The following is a 19763-nucleotide window of genomic DNA, read 5'->3' as shown; positions in this document are numbered from 1 at the left end:
TGGCAGGCGCCGAGGAGAGACTATCTTGAAGCAGCGGGAGCGGGGCGCACACATGCAGGGTGGCTGGCCTGGCATCAGAACTATCGCGGCGGGCGTCATTGCCGTTTCGACAATGATTGTCTCCGGCTGCGCCGGCCCCACCTACGGGACGGGCACGCCGGCCGAAGCGCAGTTGCTGGAGGACGTGACGGGCGTCCTCTCGCTTGGGCCGAGGGATAAGCCAAGGATTGACTACAGCCCGCGTCCGAATCTGGTAAAGCCGCCCTCCACGGCGGTCCTGCCGCCGCCGCAGGAACCCGTTGCAGCCAGCGGAAATTCCGCTTGGCCGGAATCACCCGAACAGCGACTCGCGCGCATACGCGCGGAGGCGACCGCAAACCAGGACAACCCCAGCTATAGCCCCAACATCATCCGCGATATGACGGGGCAACGGCGCTCAATGCCGGACTTCGTGATGGAGCCGTCGCGGCAACGGGCAATGGAGCCGACAAACAGCGCGCAGCAGCGTGCTGAGATCCTCCGCCGGCGACAGGAGTTGACTCAGGGCAGTCCGACTACGCGGCGCTATCTGAGCGATCCGCCGGTTGAACTGCGCCAGCCTGCTCCGACCGCGCCTACGGATGAACTTGGTGAGGACGAAGCCGCCAAGAAGCGCGCGTCGAACCAGAGGACCGGTTTGAGCAGGCTGATCCCCTGGCGCTGAACGGGGCTCAGGACGCCTCGTTTTCCGATCCGTTACGCCGCTCGCCGAAGAATGCCTTGAGCAGCGCGGCGGACTCGGATTCCGCAAGGCCGCTATAGACTTCCGGCGCGTGATGGCAGGTGGCCTGTGTGAAGAAGCGCGGCCCGTAATTTACGCCGCCTCCCTTTTCGTCGCTGGCCGCGAAGTAGAGCCTGCGAACGCGTGTGAAGGAAATGGCGGCTGCGCACATGGCGCAAGGCTCCAGCGTGACGTAAAGATCGGTGCCCGGCAGCCTCTGTGACGCTTCAATGCGGCACGCTTGCCTTATGGCAAGTATTTCGGCATGAGCGGTGGGATCGTTCAGCTCGCGCGTGCGGTTTCCGGCCCGTGCGATGATATGGTCGCCCCGCGCGATGACAGCTCCGACGGGAACTTCGCCGCGTGCAGCGGCTGCCCGCGCTTCTGCAAGGGCAACTGCCATGAAGCTGCGATAGGCGTGAGGTGGTGGCTGGCTCAATCTTTTCACTCGCAAGAGTATGGTTGAATTGTTACCTAACGGCCCGGAAAGGCAAAGGCCAGAATGACGATCAAGGACAGCAAGAACAAAGAGACAGTGCGGCCCAGGCGCAAGGAGACGGTGCGTCGCGGCAGGCCATCGGCGCCGGCGAGGCGGGCGCTGGCGAGCGTATCGCAAAGCGGCTTGCGCGCGTAGGCGTTGCCTCGCGCCGTGATGCCGAGGCCATGGTCGCTGCGGGGCGCGTCAGGGTGAATGGAAAGGTTCTTGCTTCGCCTGCTTTTAATGTTCGCCCCTCGGACCGCATCGAGGTTGATGGAGAGCCGCTGCCGGCGGCGGAGCGGACACGGCTGTTTCTTTTCCACAAGCCAGCGGGTTTCGTCACCACCACGCGCGACCCTGAAGGCCGCCAGACGATATTCGATCTTCTGCCCACCGGTCTGCCGCGGCTCGTTACGATAGGGCGGCTCGACATCAACACCGAAGGCCTGCTGCTCCTGACCAATGATGGCGGCCTGAAGCGGGTGCTGGAACTGCCATCGACCGGCTGGCTGCGCCGCTACCGCGCGCGCGTACACGGGAAAATGGACCCTTCCGCTCTGGCCGAACTGGAGCACGGCATCGCAGTGGATGGCATTTTTTATGGCGCGATCACCGCCACACTCGATCGTCAGCAGGGTTCGAACGCGTGGCTGACCCTTGGCTTGCGCGAAGGCAAGAACCGCGAGGTGAAGAACGTGCTTGGCGCTCTCGGCCTCGATGTGACGCGGCTGATCCGTGTCTCCTACGGGCCATTTCAGCTCGGCGACTTGCCGGAAGGCGCAGTGCAGGAAATTAAGGGGCGGATGCTGCGTGATCAGCTTGGCCCGCGCCTGATCGAGGAGGCCGGAGCCAATTTCGACGCGCCCATCGCCCAATCTTTCACCAGCAAGTCCGTGCGTGGCGGCAAGATTGCGACAAAGGCTAACGAGCCAAGCAAAGCCAAGGCTGATGAGCAAAGCAAAGAAGGACAAAGGGCCGGAAGGAAGCCGGTTCTGCACAGAAGGGCGCGGGAAGAGAGGCGAGAGGAGTTGCGAGAGCGGCTTCAAACACGCCCATCCGTCCAACTGGCGGACGAAGCAGAGGGGCGAGCGAAACACCGCAAGGGCAGGCCGTCGCATCCAACTTTGGGGGAAGGTGGCGCAAAGCGTGTTTCGCCTGCCCGCTCGCTGGAAAGGGAGGCGCAGCCGGAGCGAAAATGGGGTAAGCCGCCGCGTCCGCCCTTGAGCGAGCGGGATGCAAAAGGAAAGCCTGATGCAAAGCAGAAGCAGGAAAAGCGCACCCCGCTGGAACGACGCTCCCGGGCTTCAAATGTCTGGATGGCGCCCGGCGCGCGGCCTATGGGCAAGAAGCGGGCCGAGGAGATGGCAGAACGGCAGCGGAACGAGGAAAGCAGGGGCAAGCGCAAGGAAGTGTCCTTTGGCAAGAGGCGTGAGGCAGGGGGACAGAAGCCGCGCAATAACCCCAAGAGGAGGTAGCGCGATGCGGGTCGTTGGCGGCGTCTATCGCGGGCGCCGGCTTGCTTCGCCGCGTTCGGACGGTGTAAGGCCTACTGCCGACCGTGCCCGCGAAGCGTTGTTCAACGTGCTGGAACACGCTTATCCGGACTCGGTCAAAGGGGCACGAGTGCTTGATCTGTTTGCCGGCACTGGCGCGCTTGGACTAGAGGCAATCTCGCGCGGGGCATCCTATTGCCTTTTCGTGGAAGAGGCAGTTTCGGCCCGCGCCCTGATCCGCGAGAATATCATGAATCTTGGGCTGGCCGGATGCACGCGCATCTTCCGCCGCGATGCCACTCGCCTTGGGCCGATCGGGAACATGGCGCCCTTCGGACTTGTTTTCGCCGATCCGCCTTACGGCCGGGGCCTCAGTGAGAGGGCAATTGTCTCCGCACTCTCCGGCGGATGGCTGACCGAAGACGCGCTCTTAATGATCGAGGAGTCGGCAGATTCACCTTTCAACCCACCTCCGGGCATCGTCCTGGAGGAGCGGCGGAATTACGCGTCAAGCACCATTGCTTTCTGCCGGCGGCTTGAGCCTTGACGCTGGAGCACCATAAAGGAACGTGGTACCGGCAAAGGGAAATGAGCGTTGTATTCAACCTTCGGTAGCTACGACGCGATGCGCAATGTGGGGTAATTGTGTATTCTGGAAGGAGAAAGGGGCGGAAAGCTGAATAGGAAAAACAGATGGCTGAAGGTGAAGCAGCGGAAAGCCTCGACATCCCTACAAAGGAAGTAAGCAGTCCAAGTTTTGCAGTCGCATTCGGCGGCGGTGGTGCGCGCGGTCTTGCTCATATCCACGTGATTGAAGCGCTGGACGAACTGGGTATCCGGCCGGTTGCCATATCGGGTTCCTCCATTGGTGCGATCATGGGTGCGGGTATGGCCGCTGGCATGCGTGGAGCAGAAATTCGCACCTATGCCAGCAGCGTGCTGGCAAGCCGGGCAGAGGTTGCAAGCCGGGTTTGGCGTGCACGTCCAGCGAAATTCTCCGAAATGATGGAAGGGGGGCTGCGGCTTGGACAATTCAATGCAGAGCGGATCCTGAAGGTGTTCCTGCCAACGGAGATACCTGAGACGTTCGAGCGGCTCGACATTCCGCTTTACGTAACCGCGACCGATTATTATCGCCACCGGCTTGAAGTGTTCAACAGCGGCGATCTGCGCTCCGCCCTGGCAGCTTCGGCGGCGTTGCCCGCAATTTTCCGGCCGGTGGTGCGGGAGGGAATGACGCTGGTCGATGGCGGCATCTACAATCCAGTTCCGTTCGACATTCTGGAAGGCAAGGCCGACATTCTCATTGCAGTCGACGTCGTCGGCGTACCCACAATACGTTCGCCGAAGGCTCCAAGCACAATCGAGATGATGTTCGGCACGACACAGCTCATGATGCAGTCTATCATCTCTATGAAACTGGAGAAGAAGCGGCCAGACATCCTTCTTCGCCCGGCGATCTCGGGCTTCCGCGTCCTCGATTTTCTGAAGATGGACGCCATCATGTCCGGTACGGCTTCGATAAAGGATGAACTCAAGCGCGCGGTGGAAGCGATCCTGGAGCAAGACCGGGATAAGGTTGCATCATTGCGCAGAGAGGCGCGCGGCCATACATGATGGCCATGACAATGCTTGCCGGTTCATTTTCCCTCACACCTTTCCTTCAAGGTGCCAGCCAGCCGCAGGCGGACAAGCGATAGGCCCCGTATGACCAGACTTCCAGAAAATAACGACCTTCTAGACCGCGTGGCTGCCCTCGTGGAAGCGGCAAAGCGCGCTGGCGCCGATGCGGCCGACGCTGTGGTGCTGCGATCACGCTCCTCCAGCGTATCCGTACGGCTCGGCAAGGTCGAAGGCACCGAAGCGGCCGAGAGCGACGACATGGCCCTGCGCGTCTTCGTTGGCGCACGCGTAGCAAGTGTGTCGGCCAGCGCCTCGTCCGATCCTGCTGCCCTGGCAGAGCGTGCTGTCGCCATGGCTAGGGTTTCGCCTGACGATCCATATGAAGGGCTGGCGGATCCCGACAGGCTTGCGCGGGAGTTTGCTGATCTCGATCTGGTGGACACGACTGAGGTGTCTGCCGAGCAGCTCACGCAGGATGCGCTTGCAGCCGAGGCCGCAGCCCTAGAGGTTCCCGGCGTTACTAACTCGTCGGGTGCAGGTGCTTCCGCTGGCTCCGGCGGGCTGGTGCTCGCAACTTCCCACGGCTTTGTTGGCCAGTATTCGGCAACGCGCTTCTCGCGTTCGGTCAGCGTGATCGCGGGCGAGGGCACGAAGATGGAACGCGACTGGGATTTCTCGTCGCGGCTTCATTTCGCCGATCTGGATTCGCCTGAAAGGGTAGGCAGGACGGCTGGCGAGCGGGCGGTGAAGCGCCTTGGCCCGCGCCGCGTGAAGACAGGGGTTTACCCAGTTGTCTACGACCCGCGAGTGGCGCGCGGCATAGCCGGCCATATTGCTGCTGCCATCAATGGGGCTTCGGTTGCGCGCAAGACAAGTTTCCTGCGCGACATGATGGACAAGAAGATTGCTGCTGACGGCATCACGGTAACCGACGATCCGCTACGCAGACGCGGACAGGCATCACGCCCCTTTGACGGAGAGGGGGTCGCGGGGGAGCGACTCGTGCCCGTGGAGCGGGGCGTGCTCAAGACGTGGCTGCTTTCCAGCTCGGTTGCACGCGAACTTGGCTTGAAGACCAATGGGCGCGGCGTGCGAGCCTCATCTTCCGTCAACCCGTCCTCTACCAATTTTGCGATAGAGCCGGGCGAGAGTTCCCCCGAAGAGCTGATCGGATCGATCAAGACCGGCTTCTACTGCACGGAGCTCTTCGGGCAGGGTGTCAACCTGGTTACCGGAGAATACAGCCGGGGCGCTTCCGGCTTCTGGATCGAAAACGGTGTCATCGCCTTCCCCGTGTCGGAAATCACCATTGCGTCAAATCTTAAGGAGATGTTCCTGCAAATGACGGCAGCGAACGATCTCGACCGCAATTTCGGAACGGCCTCGCCTACCCTGCTGATCGAGGGGATGACCATTGCCGGAGAGTGATCTTCCAGAATTCGAGGAGGAGCTCTCGCTGATCAGCAGGGCGGCGCAAGAAGCAGGTGCGATTGCGATGCGGCATTTCCGCTCCGATCCGGATATCTGGTGGAAGGAGGGAAGGTCGCCGGTCAGCGAGGCGGATCTGGAGGTCGACGAATATCTTCGCGACGTCCTCATTCGAGCCCGTCCGGACTATGGCTGGCTTTCCGAGGAGACGACGGACAACAACGAGCGCCTCTCAGCCAGGCGAACCTTCGTGGTTGATCCGATTGACGGGACACGAGCCTTCATAGATGGACGCTCCGTCTGGTGCGTAAGCATCGCAGTCGTCGAAAACGGTCGGGCGATTGCCGGCGTTCTTGATTGTCCCGCCAAGGGCGAATTGTTTTGTGCGTCGCTTGGCGGTGGCGTACACTGCAATGGCAAGCCGATCGCGGTCAAGGAAGCTTCGAGCGAGATCGCGCTTGCCGGACCGAAGAACATGATGAAGGCTCTGCCACCGGATCTTTACGCCCGAGTGACGCCGCATCCTTACGTGCCATCGCTTGCCTATAGGATTGCCATGGTGGCAAGCGGGAAGCTTGATGCCACTTTCGTCAAGCCCGATTCCCATGATTGGGATCTTGCTGCAGCCGATGCCATTCTTTGGGAGGCGGGAGGGCGCATTCTCGACGGTTCAGGCCAACGGCCTTATTATGCAGGGCCCGATCCGCGGCTGGGACCGCTGGTGGCGGGCAGCGGACGGCTGCTCCACGCCATGATGGATGTGGTGGCGGAAATCAGCACGTAACCATCTTTTGTCCGCCCGGGCAGCCGTGATGGTTTCCAAGTGACGGTATTTCATTTAGATCAGGCCGGCTGCTTCGACTCGACGGAAGCGCCATAAAACATCCCAAACCGGGAATATGGAAGCGATGTCCCAGAAGAAAGACAAGAAACAGCTTCTCCATCTTGTCTTCGGTGGAGAGCTTGAGGATTTGAGCAGCACGAAATTCCGCGCGCTCGAAGGGTTGGACATTGTCGGCATCTATGGCGACTACAAATCTGCCGAAGCCGCTTGGCGTGCGAAGGCGCAGGAAACGGTCGACAACGCTCATATGCGGTACTTCATCGTCCATTTGCACCGTCTGCTCGATCCTGGCGCGGACGATCACGGCCGTGGCTGATCCAAGGACAGGCAAGGCTGTGGCGCGTGGAAATCCTGCACGCTCGAAGGCAGCAGGCAGGCGCCACCGGCGCATGCGTCCGATAAAGGCTCTCTGGCAGCGTATTCGCCGCCCCCTGGCCCGATCGCGCGTGCTGAAGAACGTGATCGCTTCAATTCTAGTGGCGGTAATCCGCCTGGTTGAAAAGACGAATCCGCGCGTGGAAGGCTCAAGTGATGTAGGAAGCGTAGTTGCAGCTTATACGCCTGCGATCGCGGTGTTTTGGCATGGGCAGCATCTGCTTGCGCCTGCCCTCAAGCGCCCGCAGGACCGGATGGTTGCGCTATTTTCAAGGAGTGCGGATGCAGAGCTTAACGCGCTGGTGGCTGAGAAGCTTGGCTTCGGCATTGTGCGTGGCTCTGGCGGGCGTGCGGGTGTGCATAGTCCGAAGAAGGGCGGGGCTTCGGCACTCATAAGGCTCAAACGTACAATTGACCAGGGCTGCAACGTGGCGATGATCGCGGACATCCCGCATGGAAAGCCGCGCGAGGCGGGGCTTGGGGTCGTAACGCTTGCCAGGATTTCCGGGCGGCCTCTGGTGCCGGTCGCAATCGCCACCAGCCGGCGCAAGGTGCTTGAGAATACCTGGGACAAGACGACAATCAACCTCCCGTTCGGCCGCAGCGCCCTTGTCGTGGGCGAGCCGATCCACGTTTCTCCGGGTGCTGATCGAGATGAGATGGAACGGAAACGTCAGGAGGTTACTGCCGCGCTCAACAAGGCAACCCTGAAGGCCTACAAGCTCGTCGACGGCCTCCAAGCCGGTGACCGCAAGGCATGAGCATAGGTTGGGCGCGCGCATTGCTAGCGACCTATCGCTGGGCGGGGGCTGCAGCCTACCCGCTGATCGGCGGCTATATCGTCTGGCGCGTGAGCAAGGGCAAGGAGGATCGCGGCCGCAGGCACGAGCGCTACGGCTACACTGATCGTGCCCGCCCTGCCGGCCCGCTGATCTGGGTGCACGCGGCGAGCGTTGGCGAGACCATTGCCGTCACGGGCCTCATTGAGCATTTCGTGGAAAGCGGCATCAATGTTGTGCTGACCACAGGCACTGTGACCTCGGCCAAGGTGGCGGAGGAGCGGCTCGGCCGGCGGGTCATTCACCAATACGTCCCGCTCGATCTGAAGCCGGCAATCAGCCGCTTCCTGAATCATTGGAGGCCCGATCTTGCCGTCATGGCAGAATCGGAGATCTGGCCCATGACGATCCTTGAACTCGGTGCGCGCCGCGTTCCGCAGGTGCTGGTGAATGGGCGCTTGTCCGATCGCTCCTATGCCGCATGGTCCCGCCGTCCCGCGCTCGCAGAGGCGCTGTTCGAGAATCTGGCGCATGTGGTGGCGCAGTCGGAACTGAATGGAGAGCGCTTCCGCAAACTGGGTGCCCGCCCCGTAACCGTGTCGGGCAATCTGAAGGCTGATACGCATATTCCTCCGGCCAATCCCGATGTTCTGGCCAATATGGAACGGATGATCGGTGCGCGTCCCTGTTGGGCCGCCGTATCCACGCATGAAGGCGAAGAAACCATAGCAGCGGATGTGCATGACCTCCTGCGCAGACGCTATCCCGATCTTCTGACCATTATCGTTCCGCGCCACCCTGACCGGGGAGCCGCATTGAAGGAAGAGCTGACCGCGCGGGAACTGAATGTTGCACGTCGCAGCGCCAATGAGCCGATTACCACCAAGACCGACATTCTCCTGGGTGATACGATCGGCGAGATGGGGCTTTATCTCCGGTTGACGGAGATCGCTTTCATGGGACGTTCCATGGCCGGGCAGGGCGGCCAGAACCCGCTGGAGCCGGCCAAGCTTGGCAATGTGGTGCTCTCTGGCCCTAACGTGCAGAATTTTCGCGAAGCCTATCGGCTACTGACTGAACGGGGAGGAGCGCAGCTCATCCGGGACAAGCAGATGCTTGCGGGGGCGGTGAATTTCCTTCTCAAGAACAACGACGTGCGCGCGAAAATGATAGCGGCTGGGCGTGCCACGGTGGAGGAAATGTCGGGGCCGTTGTCGCGTACCCTCCAGGCGTTGGAGCCCTTCATTCATCCGCTTATTGTGAAAAGCCGACTGCAGCGCGCTGAAAGCGGGACGGGGTGAGCCATGGCACCCGTCGGGGAGGCGCCGGAGTTCTGGTGGCAAAGGGCCGACTGGCGGGCCTGGAGCCTTTGGCCATTCTCCAGTCTGTATGGCTTGGCCGCAACGACCCGCATGGCGGCCGCCCGGCGCGAGAAAGTAGCTGCCGCAATCCTCTGCGTGGGCAATTTTACAGTCGGCGGGGAAGGCAAGACGCCGGTGGCTATCGCGCTGGCGAAGGAGGCAAGGCGCCGGAAGCTCAAGATTGCCTTCTTGACGCGCGGCCATGGTGGCCGGGTCTCCGCACCTCATAGGGTCGATCCTAAGCACGATTCATCTGCGCTGGTGGGGGACGAACCGCTGCTTCTGGCACGCCATGCGCCGACGGTCGTTGCAAGCCGCAGGGAGGCGGGTGCTCGCTACCTCATCGATGCCGGCTTCGACTTCATCATCATGGATGACGGCTTCCAGAGCGCGCATATCCATATGGATTATGCACTGATCGTGGTGGATGCGCGCCGCGGCCTTGGCAATGGCCATGTCCTTCCTGGCGGGCCGCTGCGCGCACCGCTTGTTGACCAGATGCGCCATACGGATGCAGTGTTGACATTGGGAGAGGGGCATGCGGCGGACAGCGTGATCCGCCATGCTGCGCGCGCGGGAAGGCCGGTTTATTCGGCGCGTCTTAAGCCCCGCAAAGCAAGAACCTTCAGGGGAGCGCGGGTGCTGGCCTTCGCAGGAATAGGCAACCCACGGAAGTTCTACGACACGCTGCGTGATACGGGAGCCAAACTTGCTGCGACGCGCTCTTTCCCCGATCACTATCCCTTCACTTTGCAGGATGTGGCGGAGCTGGAAGCAAGGGCGGAGGCCGACGATCTGCGTCTTGTGACCACGGAGAAGGACCTTGTGCGGCTCGACCGCGGTCTGGAAGCGCTCCGGACCTTCGCACAAAAGGTGGAGGTCCTGCCAGTGGAGGCTGTATTCGAGAATGCGGATACGACCGGCACAATCATCGAGGAGACGCTTGCCCGCTGGCGCGAACGGATGCTGAGCGGCGGGGGAAGATGATCAACGCTGCCTGAGATCCGGATTCATCTCCAGTTCGCGCTTGAGAGAGACTTCCGCGTCAAGATAGGGTTCCTGCCGCGCGACGCTCCAATATCGCAGTTCCTCCAGCGGGATGGCTTCGCCCGTTACCGCGCAGCGAACAAAAGCCCCCGGCGCCAGAACCTGGAAATCGCCATCTAGATAGCGAATGCGTGCTTCCCGGCCTCCCGGGCCTTCAAAACGATTCATGTAATGCCTCTTGATCAGGGCAGATGCGCCATAATTCCTCGATCGGTCAAGCTGTCGTGCTTATCGCCGCCCGAACAGCCTTTCGATATCAGCAAGCTTCAACTCAATATAGGTCGGTCGCCCGTGATTGCACGTGCCGGAGCCTGGCGTGGCCTCCATCTGCCTGAGAAGCGCGTTCATTTCCTCGGGCTTCAGCCTGCGGCCCGACCGCACCGATCCGTGACAGGCCATTGTAGCAGCGATTCGGTCGATGCGCTCCCTAAGAGAGTCGGCGGTGTCATGCTCCGCAATCTCGTCGGCAAGATCGCACACGAGTGCAACCGCATCGGTCTCGCCCAGGATGGCGGGCGTTTCTCGAACGGCCACCGCCCCTGGGCCGAAGCGTTCCAGCCGGAGGCCGAGGCCGACGAAAAACTCCGCATGGGAGGCAAGCCGGTCGGCGTCTTCCTCCGGCAGATTGACGATCTCCGGCATGAGCAGCATTTGGGAAGGAAGCGGGCGGGCGTGAATTGCCTTTTTCAGCGCCTCATATACCAGGCGTTCGTGGGCCGCGTGCTGATCGACGATGACGAGCGAATCTTCCGTCTGTGCAACGATGTAGTTTTCGTGCAGTTGAGCACGGGCGGCACCCAGGGGGTGCCGGACAACGTCCTGCGCATATTCGGACACGGAAGCACGCGCGTCGGCGCTTGTGGCTGCGCCGCCCATGTCGAAAGCGGCCTGCCGGCCCTCCGCAAAACCGGCAGGCGCGACTGCCTCTTCCAGCGGCCTGCTTGGAGACGAGGATGCGCTCCATCCACCATCGTACCGACCAGTCCCATAATTCCCGTAAGAAGAGGCATTGTCGAAGCCGTTCTGCGGCGTGCGGAACGATGCAAGCATGGCGGTCCCGCTCGTCGTGGCCGCGCGCATGCCCGTGCTGTCCAGCGCCTGGCGGATGGCGCCGACAATGAGGCCGCGCACCAGGCCGGGATCGCGGAAGCGCACATCTGCCTTGGCCGGGTGCACATTGACGTCCACCAGCGCGGGATCGAGGGAGAGGAAGAGGGCTGTCACCGCGTGGCGGTCGCGCGGCAGTACGTCCATATAGGCGCTGCGAATGGCGCTGCCGATCAGCTTGTCGCGGACCGGACGACCGTTGATATAGGCAAACTGATGCAGAGCGTTGCCGCGCGAGAACGAGGGGATGGAGACATAGCCAGTCAGACTTATGCCCTCACGGTCCGCATCGATGGGCAGAGCGTTCTCGGGGAAGTCCTTGCTCAGCACCTGGCCAAGCCTTCTTAGCAGGCCATCCCCGTCCGCTGTTACGGCAGGCAGGTCAAAAGTACTGCGATCGGTGCCGGAGAGCGTGAAGCGTACTTCCGGGAAGGCAAGCGCGACGCGCCTGATGACATCCGCTATTGCCGCGGCCTCCGTGCGCGTGCTCTTCATGAACTTGAGCCGCGCCGGCGTAGCGAAGAAGAGATCGCGCACTTCCACCGTAGTGCCGGGGTTGGCCGCGATAGGCTTGACCCGGCCGACCCGCCCGCCATCGACAGCGATCTCCGCTGCCGCGTCGGCCTCCTGCGTGCGCGAGCGCAGGCACAGCCGTGCCACCGATCCTATGGAGGGGAGCGCCTCGCCGCGGAAGCCGAGTGTCCTGATGGCGTCGATGCCGCCGGAAAGCTTGGACGTGCAGTGGCGTGAGACCGCAAGGGCCAGCTGGTCCATTGGAATGCCGCCGCCGTTATCGGTAACGCGGATGAGGGTTAGGCCGCCGCCTGCGGTCGCAACTTCGACGCGGCTGGCGCCGGCATCGAGGGCATTCTCCACCAGTTCCTTGACCACGCTGGCCGGCCGCTCGATCACCTCTCCGGCCGCTATCTGGTTAATGATTGTCTCGGAAAGCTGCTGGATGGACATGACAGGATAATAGAGGGATTCGCCTGCAGCGCGAAGGGCATTGCGCCTGCCGCCCACATATGCTTCTTCCGGCACCAGTGATTGAATCCAGCCGTGCAGACAGAAGGGGCCATTGATGAATAACCAAGACAAGAAGGCAAGCTTTGCCTGGTCTGATCCTTTTCTTCTTGAGGATCAGCTTTTGGAAGAGGAGCGGATGATCCGGGACGCTGCGGCTGGCTTTGCGGCGGAGAGGCTGAGCCCGCGCATTGAGCGGGCCTATATGGAGGAGGAGACGGATCCGGAGATTTTCCGCCAGATGGGTGCGGCGGGGCTCTTGGGTGTGACGATCCCGGCCGAATATGGCGGTGCGGGGGCCGGCTATGTTTCCTACGGGCTGGTCGCGCGCGAGATCGAGCGTGTGGATTCGGGCTACCGCTCGATGATGAGCGTGCAGTCCTCGCTGGTCATGTATCCGATTCATGCCTATGGCTCTGAGGAGCAGCGCCGGAAATACCTGCCGGGGCTTGCCTCGGGCGAGCTCATCGGCTGCTTCGGTCTGACGGAGCCGGATGCTGGTTCCGATCCCGGCTCCATGAAGACGCGGGCGGAGAAGATCGATGGCGGCTACCGGCTGGTTGGCACCAAGATGTGGATCTCCAACGCGCCGATCGCCGATGTGTTCGTGGTGTGGGCGAAGTCGGCCGCCCATGACAACCAGATCCGCGGCTTCATCCTGGAAAAGGGCATGAAGGGGCTTTCGGCGCCGACGATCGGCGGCAAGCTTTCGCTGCGCGCCTCCATCACCGGCGAAATCGTGATGGACGGGGTGGAGGTTTCCGAAGACGCGCTTTTGCCCAATGTTTCCGGCCTGAAGGGTCCCTTTGGCTGCCTCAACCGGGCCCGCTACGGCATTTCCTGGGGCGTCATGGGAGCGGCGGAGGATTGCTGGCACCGGGCGCGCAATTACGGGCTGGAGCGCATCCAGTTCGGCAGGCCGCTGGCGCAGACCCAGCTTTTCCAGAAGAAGCTGGCGGACATGCAGACGGAGATCGCGCTCGGCCTGCAAGCCTCGCTGCGGGTCGGACGGCTGTTCGACGAGGGGCGGATGGCGCCGGAGATGATCTCGCTGGTGAAGCGCAACAATTGTGGCAAGGCGCTCGATATCGCCCGCGCCGCGCGCGACATGCATGGCGGCAACGGCATCCAGGTCGAGTATCACGTGATGCGCCACGCGCAGAACCTGGAGACCGTCAACACCTATGAAGGCACACACGACGTGCACGCCCTCATCCTCGGCCGCGCACAAACCGGATTGCAAGCGTTCTACTGAAAGCGATGAGCGGCCCTGAGGCGGGCTTCTCTCTGACCCGGAAAGTTGCTTTCTCCCCCGGCCGGGGGATTAGCGGTTGCAACCCCGCCTCTGCCGATATTCCAACCCCGGAATGGCGGCCAGACGAGGGCAGCTCTATCTCTCCCTTCTGGGAGAAGGCGATTTCTTTCAGCTTAGCCTTGCTGGCCGCAGAAATCGCCAGCAACGGGTTGCTGCGCTCGGCATGACCCAGCGAGGTGGTGACAATGACCGCATCCTTCATCGAACATCTGTCCGCCGAGCTTGAAGGGCTCAAGGCAGCCGGTCTCTACAAGACCGAGCGCGTGATCACCTCAATGCAATCGGCCAGGATCGAAAGCGGCGGCAGGAAGGTGCTCAATTTCTGCGCCAACAATTATCTTGGCCTGGCCGATAACGAGGAGTTGCGGGAGGCAGCGAAGGCCGCGCTCGACCAATACGGCTATGGCATGGCTTCCGTGCGCTTCATCTGCGGCACGCAGGAAGAGCACAAGGCGCTGGAGAAGCGGATCTCAGAGTTTTTCGGGATGGAGGACGCGATCCTCTATTCCTCCTGCTTCGACGCCAATACGGGGCTTTTCGAAACGCTGCTCGGCCCTGAGGACGCGGTAATCTCCGACGTGCTGAACCATGCCTCGATCATCGACGGCATCCGTCTCTGCAAGGCGAAGCGGCTGCGTTATGCCAATAATGACATGCAGGAACTTGAGGAGCGGCTCAAGGAAGCCGCCGGCGCACGCTTTCGCCTGATCGCCACCGACGGCGTTTTTTCGATGGACGGCGTCATCGCCAATCTGCCGCGCATCTGCGATCTCGCCGAGAAATACGACGCCATGGTGATGGTGGATGACAGCCACGCCGCCGGTTTTGTGGGCGAGCGCGGGCGCGGCACGCCGGAAGCCTGCGGTGTGGAAGGAAGGGTGGACATTCTCACCGGCACGCTCGGCAAGGCGCTGGGCGGCGCCTCGGGCGGATATACGGGCGGGAGGCACGAGGTGGTGGAGTGGCTCCGCCAACGTTCGCGTCCCTATCTCTTTTCCAATACGCTCGCGCCAATGATCGCCGGAGCATCGCTCAAGGCGTTCGAACTCGTGGAAAATGGCGGAGAGTTGCGCCGTAGGCTTTATGACAATGCGGCGCGGTTCCGTGACGGGATGACGAAGTGCGGGTTCCGGCTCCTGGGTGAGGGACATCCCATCATCCCTGTGCTGATCGGGGATGCGGCTCTTGCGACGCAGATGGCGGACCGTCTTCTCGACCATGGTATCTATGTGATCGGCTTCTCCTTTCCTGTCGTGCCGCGCGGTGAGGCGCGCATCCGCACGCAGATGTCGGCGGCCCACCGGGCCGAGGATATCGACCGGGCGGTGGAGGCGTTCAGGCAGGTCGGCCGTGAACTCGGCGTCGTCGCATAGGGCCTTTTTGCAGCGTCGGCCTGAAAGCCGGTTGCCGCACATAAAGGATGCGCTGAAGAGCGCAGGACCCCATATGTGCCTGTGAAACAGGAGGCACGGCCATGTCCAACATGATGAAGGCACTGGTGAAGGCGCGGCCGGAAGAGGGGCTATGGATGGAGCGGGTGCCCCTGCCGGAGATCGGCCCGAACGACGTACTCATCAGGGTCAGGAAGACAGCCATTTGCGGCACTGATGTGCATATCTGGAATTGGGACGCGTGGGCGCGGAAAACGGTGCCGGTACCGCTGGTGACTGGTCATGAATTCGTCGGCGAAGTAGCGGACGTGGGATCTGCCGTCAGCGAGTACCGCATCGGCCAGCGCGTTTCGGGCGAGGGACATATCGTTTGCGGCCACTGCCGCAACTGCCGTGCTGGCCGCGGACATCTGTGCCGCAACACGCTAGGGGTAGGCGTCCAGCGTCCGGGGGCATTCGCCGAATATATTTCCCTGCCTCAGCACAATGTTGTGGCGATCCCCGACGATGTGCCGGATGAGATCGCCGCCATCTTCGATCCGCTCGGCAACGCGGTACACACCGCGCTTTCCTTTGACCTCGTAGGGGAGGACGTGCTGGTGACGGGCGCTGGGCCCATCGGCATCATGGGCGCCCTCGTCGCCCAGTGCGTAGGCGCGCGCAAAGTGGTCATCACGGACGTAAATCCAGTCCGGCTCTCCCTGGCGAAAAAGCTCGGAATCCGGCATGCGGTGAACGCGCGGGAAGAGACACTGGCGGAGGTTATGGGCCGCCTCGGCATGACGGAAGGCTTCGACATAGGGTTGGAGATGTCCGGCTCTGCTTCTGCCTTCCGTGACATGATCGACGCCATGAACAATGGCGGCAAGATCGCGATCTTGGGAATTGCGCCGACCGGCTTTGAGATCGAATGGAACAAGGTCATCTTCAAGATGCTGCATCTCAAGGGCATTTACGGCCGCGAGATGTTCGAGACCTGGTACAAGATGATCGCGCTGGTGCAGGGCCCGCTCGACATTTCAGGACTCATCACCCACCGCATCGCCGCGGACGATTTTCATCTAGGCTTTAAGGCAATGCGCAGTGGAGAGGCCGGTAAGGTGGTGATGGACTGGTGAGGAGCGGGGGGCTCTTCACCCCTTCATCTTCTGGACCAATCCGTAAAGATTGAGGCAGCGGCCGCCGCTGCGGCAATAGGCAAGCACGGGGCGCGGAAGGTCTTCCAGCATCTCGGCCATCTCGCGCACGTCCCCGTCGGTAATGTTGCCTGAGACGACGGGCAGAAAGCGGAACTCCAGTCCGGCTGCCCTCGCTTCCGTCTCCACGCTGTCGTGCGGCACGGCGCCATCCTCGCTGTCCGGCCGGTTGCAGATGATGCTCTTGAAGCCGGCGGCTGCAATCTCTGCTATGTCAGCGGGTCCGATTTGGCCCGCGACCGCGAAATCCTCGTTGACCCTGCGAATGTCCATTACGCTTCCTTTCAATGGTGAGAGCGCCTCTCCGGCAATTTCTAACTCATTTTGCTGTCCGGAAGGAAGAAAGATTCAATCGAAAAGAAAGCTCCAATCCGCGCGCAGGCGGTCCGCATCCGCCAGCGGAGTGCCTAGCCCCTTGAGCGTATCGGCCAAGCCGGACACGAGCGCGGCATTGTCTGGAGCAAGGCCGCCGTCGGGCAGGAAAAGATTGTTCTCGAAACCCACGCGGGCATGACCGCCAAGAAGGCATCCTGCCGTCACGCAGGATGTTTCCCGCGCACCGAAGGCACAAACCATGAAATGTCGGAAGCGGGGCATGTTTGATGCGACGAACGGCAGAAGGTCTGCCGGCGCGGAGCGTTGTCCTTCCGTATAGCGGCCAAGCACGTAGAGCACGGGAATGTCCTTGAAGGGAATAAGTCCACGCTTCATCATCTGTGAAAGCCGCAAAGCTTCGTCCGGATGGTAAAGGATGATCTGCGGGGCGATCCTCTCTTTCGCCATGAAGGCCAGGAAATCAGCGAATCCGGCCTCATGTGCGGCATCGGGTACAAGCTCTGCGAGAGCAAGGGAAGCAGCCTCGGGCCGGACGTCGCGCACTACGGCCATCTGCTCTTCGGGACGGTAGCGGCCGACGGCCTCCGTGGTAATCTGCACCAGAATGCGTTTACCTGCCCTTTGCTGAACCGCGTTGAGCGCCTCGCGATAGGCGTCTGCGTCAAGGATGTGCTGACCGTCGCGGTCGCGCACATGGCAGTGCAACATTGCGGCGCCTGCTTCCAGGCACGAAACTGCTGTTTCGGCGATTTCCACCGCCGTTTGCGGAAGGGCAGGATGATCCGCTTTGGTGCGCCGCCCGCCATTGGGAGCGGCGGCTATGGCCGCAGGGCTAATCTGCGCATCCTTTGTCATCTAGAGTCTCCATTCGTTGTGCGTTGTGCAACAGTCGTTGCATAACGCGAAAACCGCGTCTACGATTGCATTCATGGATTGTGCGACCCTCGCAGACAAGATTGCGCGTTCGGTGGATACTTTGCCTGGCCAGCTTTGCGTGGCGGCGCACTACGTGCTTGCAAATCCCGGGGACGTGGCGCTCCTTTCCATGCGAGAGCAGGCGCGCCGCGCCGGCGTTCAGCCGTGGACGATGACGCGCCTTGCAAAACGATTCGGCCTTCAAGGCTATGAGGAATTGCGCCGCCTTCACGGCGAAGCGCTGAAGGAGCAGGCGCTTGGATTCTCCGGCAAGGCAGGGCTCCAGGTTGCCCGCCAAAGGGAAGCGGGCGGTCAAGCCTTGGCCGCCGAGATCGCTGCGGCGACGGCACGCCAGGTCGCGGCGCTCAGCGAGCCTGGCACGGCAGAGACCATGCTGTCGGCAGCTTCCGCCATTGCGAAGGCGCGCCGAACCTATTGTTTCGGCCTGCGCTCCAGTTGGCCAGTCGCCGAGCATCTTGCCTATCTGCTTTCCTTCCTTGGCGAGAAGGCCCGCTCTGTCGAGTTCGGCGGCATGACGGGGCTCGATGCGCTGCGCTTTGCAACGGATGAGGATGTCTTCTTCGTCGCAACCGTCGCGCCCTATACGCGTGCCAGTGTCGAGGCGGCGGAACATGCCCATTCAAGCGGAATTACGGTGGTCGCGCTCACTGATTCACCGATCTCGCCGGTAGCGACATTTGCCCGGCATCTGATCGTCATAGGAACTGAAAGCCCCTCCTTCTTCCACGCTATGGCGCCTGCGTTTGCGGCGGTCGAAGTCCTTGCCGCACTTGTGGCGGGGGAGGGAGGAGAGGAAGCCTTGAAGGCTATTATCCGTGCCGAGCGCCACCTTTCCGAGCTCAAGGTCCATCTTCTTGAAAACACCGCCACGCGCCGGCAGGAAAGCACAGCATGACCTACCTTCTGCATCGCCAAATCCATAAGGAACTACCCCTTGCCGTAGGCGGTAGCGGCGTCGAGCTCTTCGACAGTACCGGTAAAGCCTATATCGATGCGTCCGGAGGGGCGGCGGTTTCCTGCCTCGGCCATAACCATCCCGATATCATCGCGGCGATCAAACGGCAGGTGGACAAGCTATCCTATGCCCACACCAGCTTTTTCACGAGCGAGCCGGCCGAAGCGCTTGCCGAGACTTTGGTGAAGGAGGCACCGGAGGGCATAAGCCATGCCTATTTCGTCTCCGGCGGCTCGGAAGCCAATGAGGCCGCTCTGAAGATGGCGCGGCAGTATTTCGTCGAGAAGGGCGAGTCTCAGCGCCGCCACCTCATCGCGCGCCGCCAGAGCTATCACGGCAACACGCTGGGCGCGCTCGCAGCCGGAGGCAACGAGTGGAGGCGGGCGCAGTTCAAGCCGCTGCTGATCGAGACGCATCACATCGACCCCTGCTATGCCTATCGCTACCAGCAGCCGGGGGAGAGCGAGGAGGATTACGGCCTGCGCGCTGCGCAGCAGCTTGAGGACAAGATTCTGGAGTTGGGGGGCGACACGGTGATGGCGTTTATCGCCGAGCCAGTCGTGGGGGCGACCGCGGGCGCTGTTCCCGCGGTCGCGGGTTATTTCAAGCGCATCCGTGAGATCTGCGATCGCTACGGTGTGCTTCTGATACTGGACGAGGTCATGTGCGGGATGGGCCGCACCGGGACGCTCTTTGCTTGCGATCAAGATGAGGTGGCGCCCGATCTCATTTCCATCGCCAAGGGGCTGGGTGGCGGCTATCAGCCGATCGGGGCAGTGCTGCTGTCGCGCCGCATCTACGACGCTTTTGCTGGTGGCACCGGCCTTTTCCAGCATGGGCACACCTATATGGGCCATCCGCTGGCCTGCGCCGCGGCGCTTGCCGTGCAGCAGGTGATCGCACGCGATGATCTGCTTGCCAATGTCCAGTCGGTGGGGGCATATTTTCGCTCACGGCTTGAGGCACGCTTTGGCAATCACGCCCATGTGGGAGACATTCGCGGCCGCGGCCTGTTCTTGGGTCTGGAGCTTGTGGCCGACCGGTCAACCAAAAAGCCTTTCGACCCTGAACTGAAGCTCCATGCGCGCATCAGGATGGAGGCGATGGCGCGCGGACTGATGGTCTATCCGGCGGGAGGAACGATCGATGGCACAAGAGGCGATCACATACTTCTGGCGCCGCCTTTCATTCTGGATCACGGGACGGCAGACGTTATTGTCGCGCGGCTCGGCGATGCGGTTGATGCCAGTATAAGTTGAAATTATCGGCGCGTGGGGAGCGCCGATGAAACGGAAACTCTCCCGGGAGGGGAGGGT

The 19763-nt window shown here is 61.9% G+C and carries 20 protein-coding genes; 15 read left to right on the top strand and 5 right to left on the bottom strand.

The features are described from left to right. Positions 1-25 precede the first annotated feature (25 nt). Positions 26-703: a hypothetical protein gene (locus HUS57_RS07910; protein ID WP_246727799.1), complete on the top strand. Its 678-nt coding sequence runs from the start codon at positions 26-28 to the stop codon at positions 701-703. A 7-nt stretch (positions 704-710) separates the two neighbouring features. Here HUS57_RS07910 and HUS57_RS07905 read toward each other — a convergent pair whose 3' ends face one another. Further along, positions 711-1163, bottom strand: coding sequence for a nucleoside deaminase (locus HUS57_RS07905; protein WP_173933220.1), 453 nt, complete (start codon positions 1161-1163; stop codon positions 711-713). Between the two features lie 59 nt (positions 1164-1222). On the opposite strand from HUS57_RS07905, the gene HUS57_RS07900 reads away from it, so the two are divergent. From HUS57_RS07900 to lpxK, 9 genes are all read left to right on the top strand, one after another. After that, positions 1223-2713: a pseudouridine synthase gene (locus HUS57_RS07900; RefSeq protein WP_246727798.1), complete on the top strand. Its 1491-nt coding sequence runs from the start codon at positions 1223-1225 to the stop codon at positions 2711-2713. 4 nt (positions 2714-2717) lie between these two features. Next, the gene (gene rsmD / locus HUS57_RS07895) at positions 2718-3278 is read left to right on the top strand and encodes a 16S rRNA (guanine(966)-N(2))-methyltransferase RsmD (protein WP_173932501.1); all 561 of its coding nucleotides are present in this window, start codon (positions 2718-2720) and stop codon (positions 3276-3278) included. Between the two features lie 146 nt (positions 3279-3424). Then, positions 3425-4348 (top strand): patatin-like phospholipase family protein, encoded by a 924-nt coding sequence (locus HUS57_RS07890; protein WP_173932499.1) that lies wholly within the window; start codon positions 3425-3427, stop codon positions 4346-4348. Positions 4349-4438: 90 nt separating this feature from the next. Next, a complete protein-coding gene (locus tag HUS57_RS07885; protein WP_173932497.1) occupies positions 4439-5782 on the top strand; it encodes a TldD/PmbA family protein in 1344 nt (447 codons plus the stop codon). Then, on the top strand, positions 5769-6566 hold the full coding sequence (locus HUS57_RS07880; RefSeq protein ID WP_173932495.1) for a 3'(2'),5'-bisphosphate nucleotidase CysQ: 798 nt from the start codon (positions 5769-5771) through the stop codon (positions 6564-6566). The genes HUS57_RS07885 and HUS57_RS07880 overlap by 14 nt, the downstream gene beginning before the upstream one ends. Before the next feature lie 124 nt (positions 6567-6690). Then, complete coding sequence (locus HUS57_RS07875) at positions 6691-6942, top strand: DUF4170 domain-containing protein (protein WP_173932493.1); 252 nt, start codon at positions 6691-6693, stop codon at positions 6940-6942. Positions 6943-7015: 73 nt separating this feature from the next. Continuing rightward, positions 7016-7762, top strand: coding sequence for a lysophospholipid acyltransferase family protein (locus tag HUS57_RS07870; protein ID WP_173932491.1), 747 nt, complete (start codon positions 7016-7018; stop codon positions 7760-7762). Next, the gene (gene waaA, locus HUS57_RS07865) at positions 7759-9081 is read left to right on the top strand and encodes a lipid IV(A) 3-deoxy-D-manno-octulosonic acid transferase (RefSeq protein ID WP_173932489.1); all 1323 of its coding nucleotides are present in this window, start codon (positions 7759-7761) and stop codon (positions 9079-9081) included. The genes HUS57_RS07870 and waaA overlap by 4 nt, the downstream gene beginning before the upstream one ends. A gap of 3 nt (positions 9082-9084) precedes the next feature. Continuing rightward, on the top strand, positions 9085-10128 hold the full coding sequence (gene lpxK, locus HUS57_RS07860; RefSeq protein WP_173932487.1) for a tetraacyldisaccharide 4'-kinase: 1044 nt from the start codon (positions 9085-9087) through the stop codon (positions 10126-10128). On the opposite strand, the gene HUS57_RS07855 is transcribed toward lpxK, so the two are convergent. Then, positions 10129-10356, bottom strand: coding sequence for a DUF2093 domain-containing protein (locus tag HUS57_RS07855; RefSeq protein ID WP_173932485.1), 228 nt, complete (start codon positions 10354-10356; stop codon positions 10129-10131). It lies immediately after the preceding gene. A gap of 60 nt (positions 10357-10416) precedes the next feature. After that, the gene (gene mutL, locus HUS57_RS07850; RefSeq protein ID WP_173933217.1) at positions 10417-12261 is read right to left on the bottom strand and encodes a DNA mismatch repair endonuclease MutL; all 1845 of its coding nucleotides are present in this window, start codon (positions 12259-12261) and stop codon (positions 10417-10419) included. A gap of 115 nt (positions 12262-12376) precedes the next feature. Between mutL and HUS57_RS07845 the strand changes: the two genes are divergently transcribed. From HUS57_RS07845 to tdh, 3 genes are all read left to right on the top strand, one after another. Continuing rightward, positions 12377-13573: an acyl-CoA dehydrogenase gene (locus HUS57_RS07845; RefSeq protein ID WP_173932483.1), complete on the top strand. Its 1197-nt coding sequence runs from the start codon at positions 12377-12379 to the stop codon at positions 13571-13573. 245 nt (positions 13574-13818) lie between these two features. Further along, entirely contained in the window at positions 13819-15006 is a 1188-nt protein-coding gene (locus tag HUS57_RS07840) for a glycine C-acetyltransferase (protein WP_173932481.1), read from the top strand. A gap of 101 nt (positions 15007-15107) precedes the next feature. Then, positions 15108-16142 carry an L-threonine 3-dehydrogenase gene (tdh, locus tag HUS57_RS07835; protein ID WP_173932479.1) on the top strand — a complete coding sequence of 345 codons (1035 nt, stop codon included), beginning with the start codon at positions 15108-15110 and terminating at the stop codon, positions 16140-16142. A 15-nt stretch (positions 16143-16157) separates the two neighbouring features. Here the strand turns inward: tdh and HUS57_RS07830 are convergent, their stop codons facing one another. Both HUS57_RS07830 and HUS57_RS07825 read right to left on the bottom strand, forming a co-directional pair. After that, complete coding sequence (locus HUS57_RS07830; RefSeq protein ID WP_173932477.1) at positions 16158-16493, bottom strand: TIGR01244 family sulfur transferase; 336 nt, start codon at positions 16491-16493, stop codon at positions 16158-16160. Positions 16494-16568: 75 nt separating this feature from the next. Continuing rightward, positions 16569-17411, bottom strand: a complete 843-nt coding sequence (locus HUS57_RS07825; RefSeq protein ID WP_173932474.1) for a 3-keto-5-aminohexanoate cleavage protein — start codon at positions 17409-17411, stop codon at positions 16569-16571. Between the two features lie 73 nt (positions 17412-17484). Here HUS57_RS07825 and HUS57_RS07820 point away from each other — a divergent pair, with 73 nt between their 5' ends. Next, positions 17485-18387: a MurR/RpiR family transcriptional regulator gene (locus HUS57_RS07820; RefSeq protein ID WP_173932473.1), complete on the top strand. Its 903-nt coding sequence runs from the start codon at positions 17485-17487 to the stop codon at positions 18385-18387. Continuing rightward, positions 18384-19706 (top strand): aspartate aminotransferase family protein, encoded by a 1323-nt coding sequence (locus tag HUS57_RS07815; RefSeq protein ID WP_173932471.1) that lies wholly within the window; start codon positions 18384-18386, stop codon positions 19704-19706. The genes HUS57_RS07820 and HUS57_RS07815 overlap by 4 nt, the downstream gene beginning before the upstream one ends. The last annotated feature ends 57 nt before the right edge of the window (positions 19707-19763 follow it).

Origin of the sequence: Chelativorans sp. Marseille-P2723, assembly GCF_902809845.1 — a bacterium.
GTDB lineage: Bacteria > Pseudomonadota > Alphaproteobacteria > Rhizobiales > Rhizobiaceae > Chelativorans.
The sequence above is the reverse complement of the archived record's forward strand: the minus strand, read 5'-3'. Positions and strand labels throughout refer to the sequence as shown.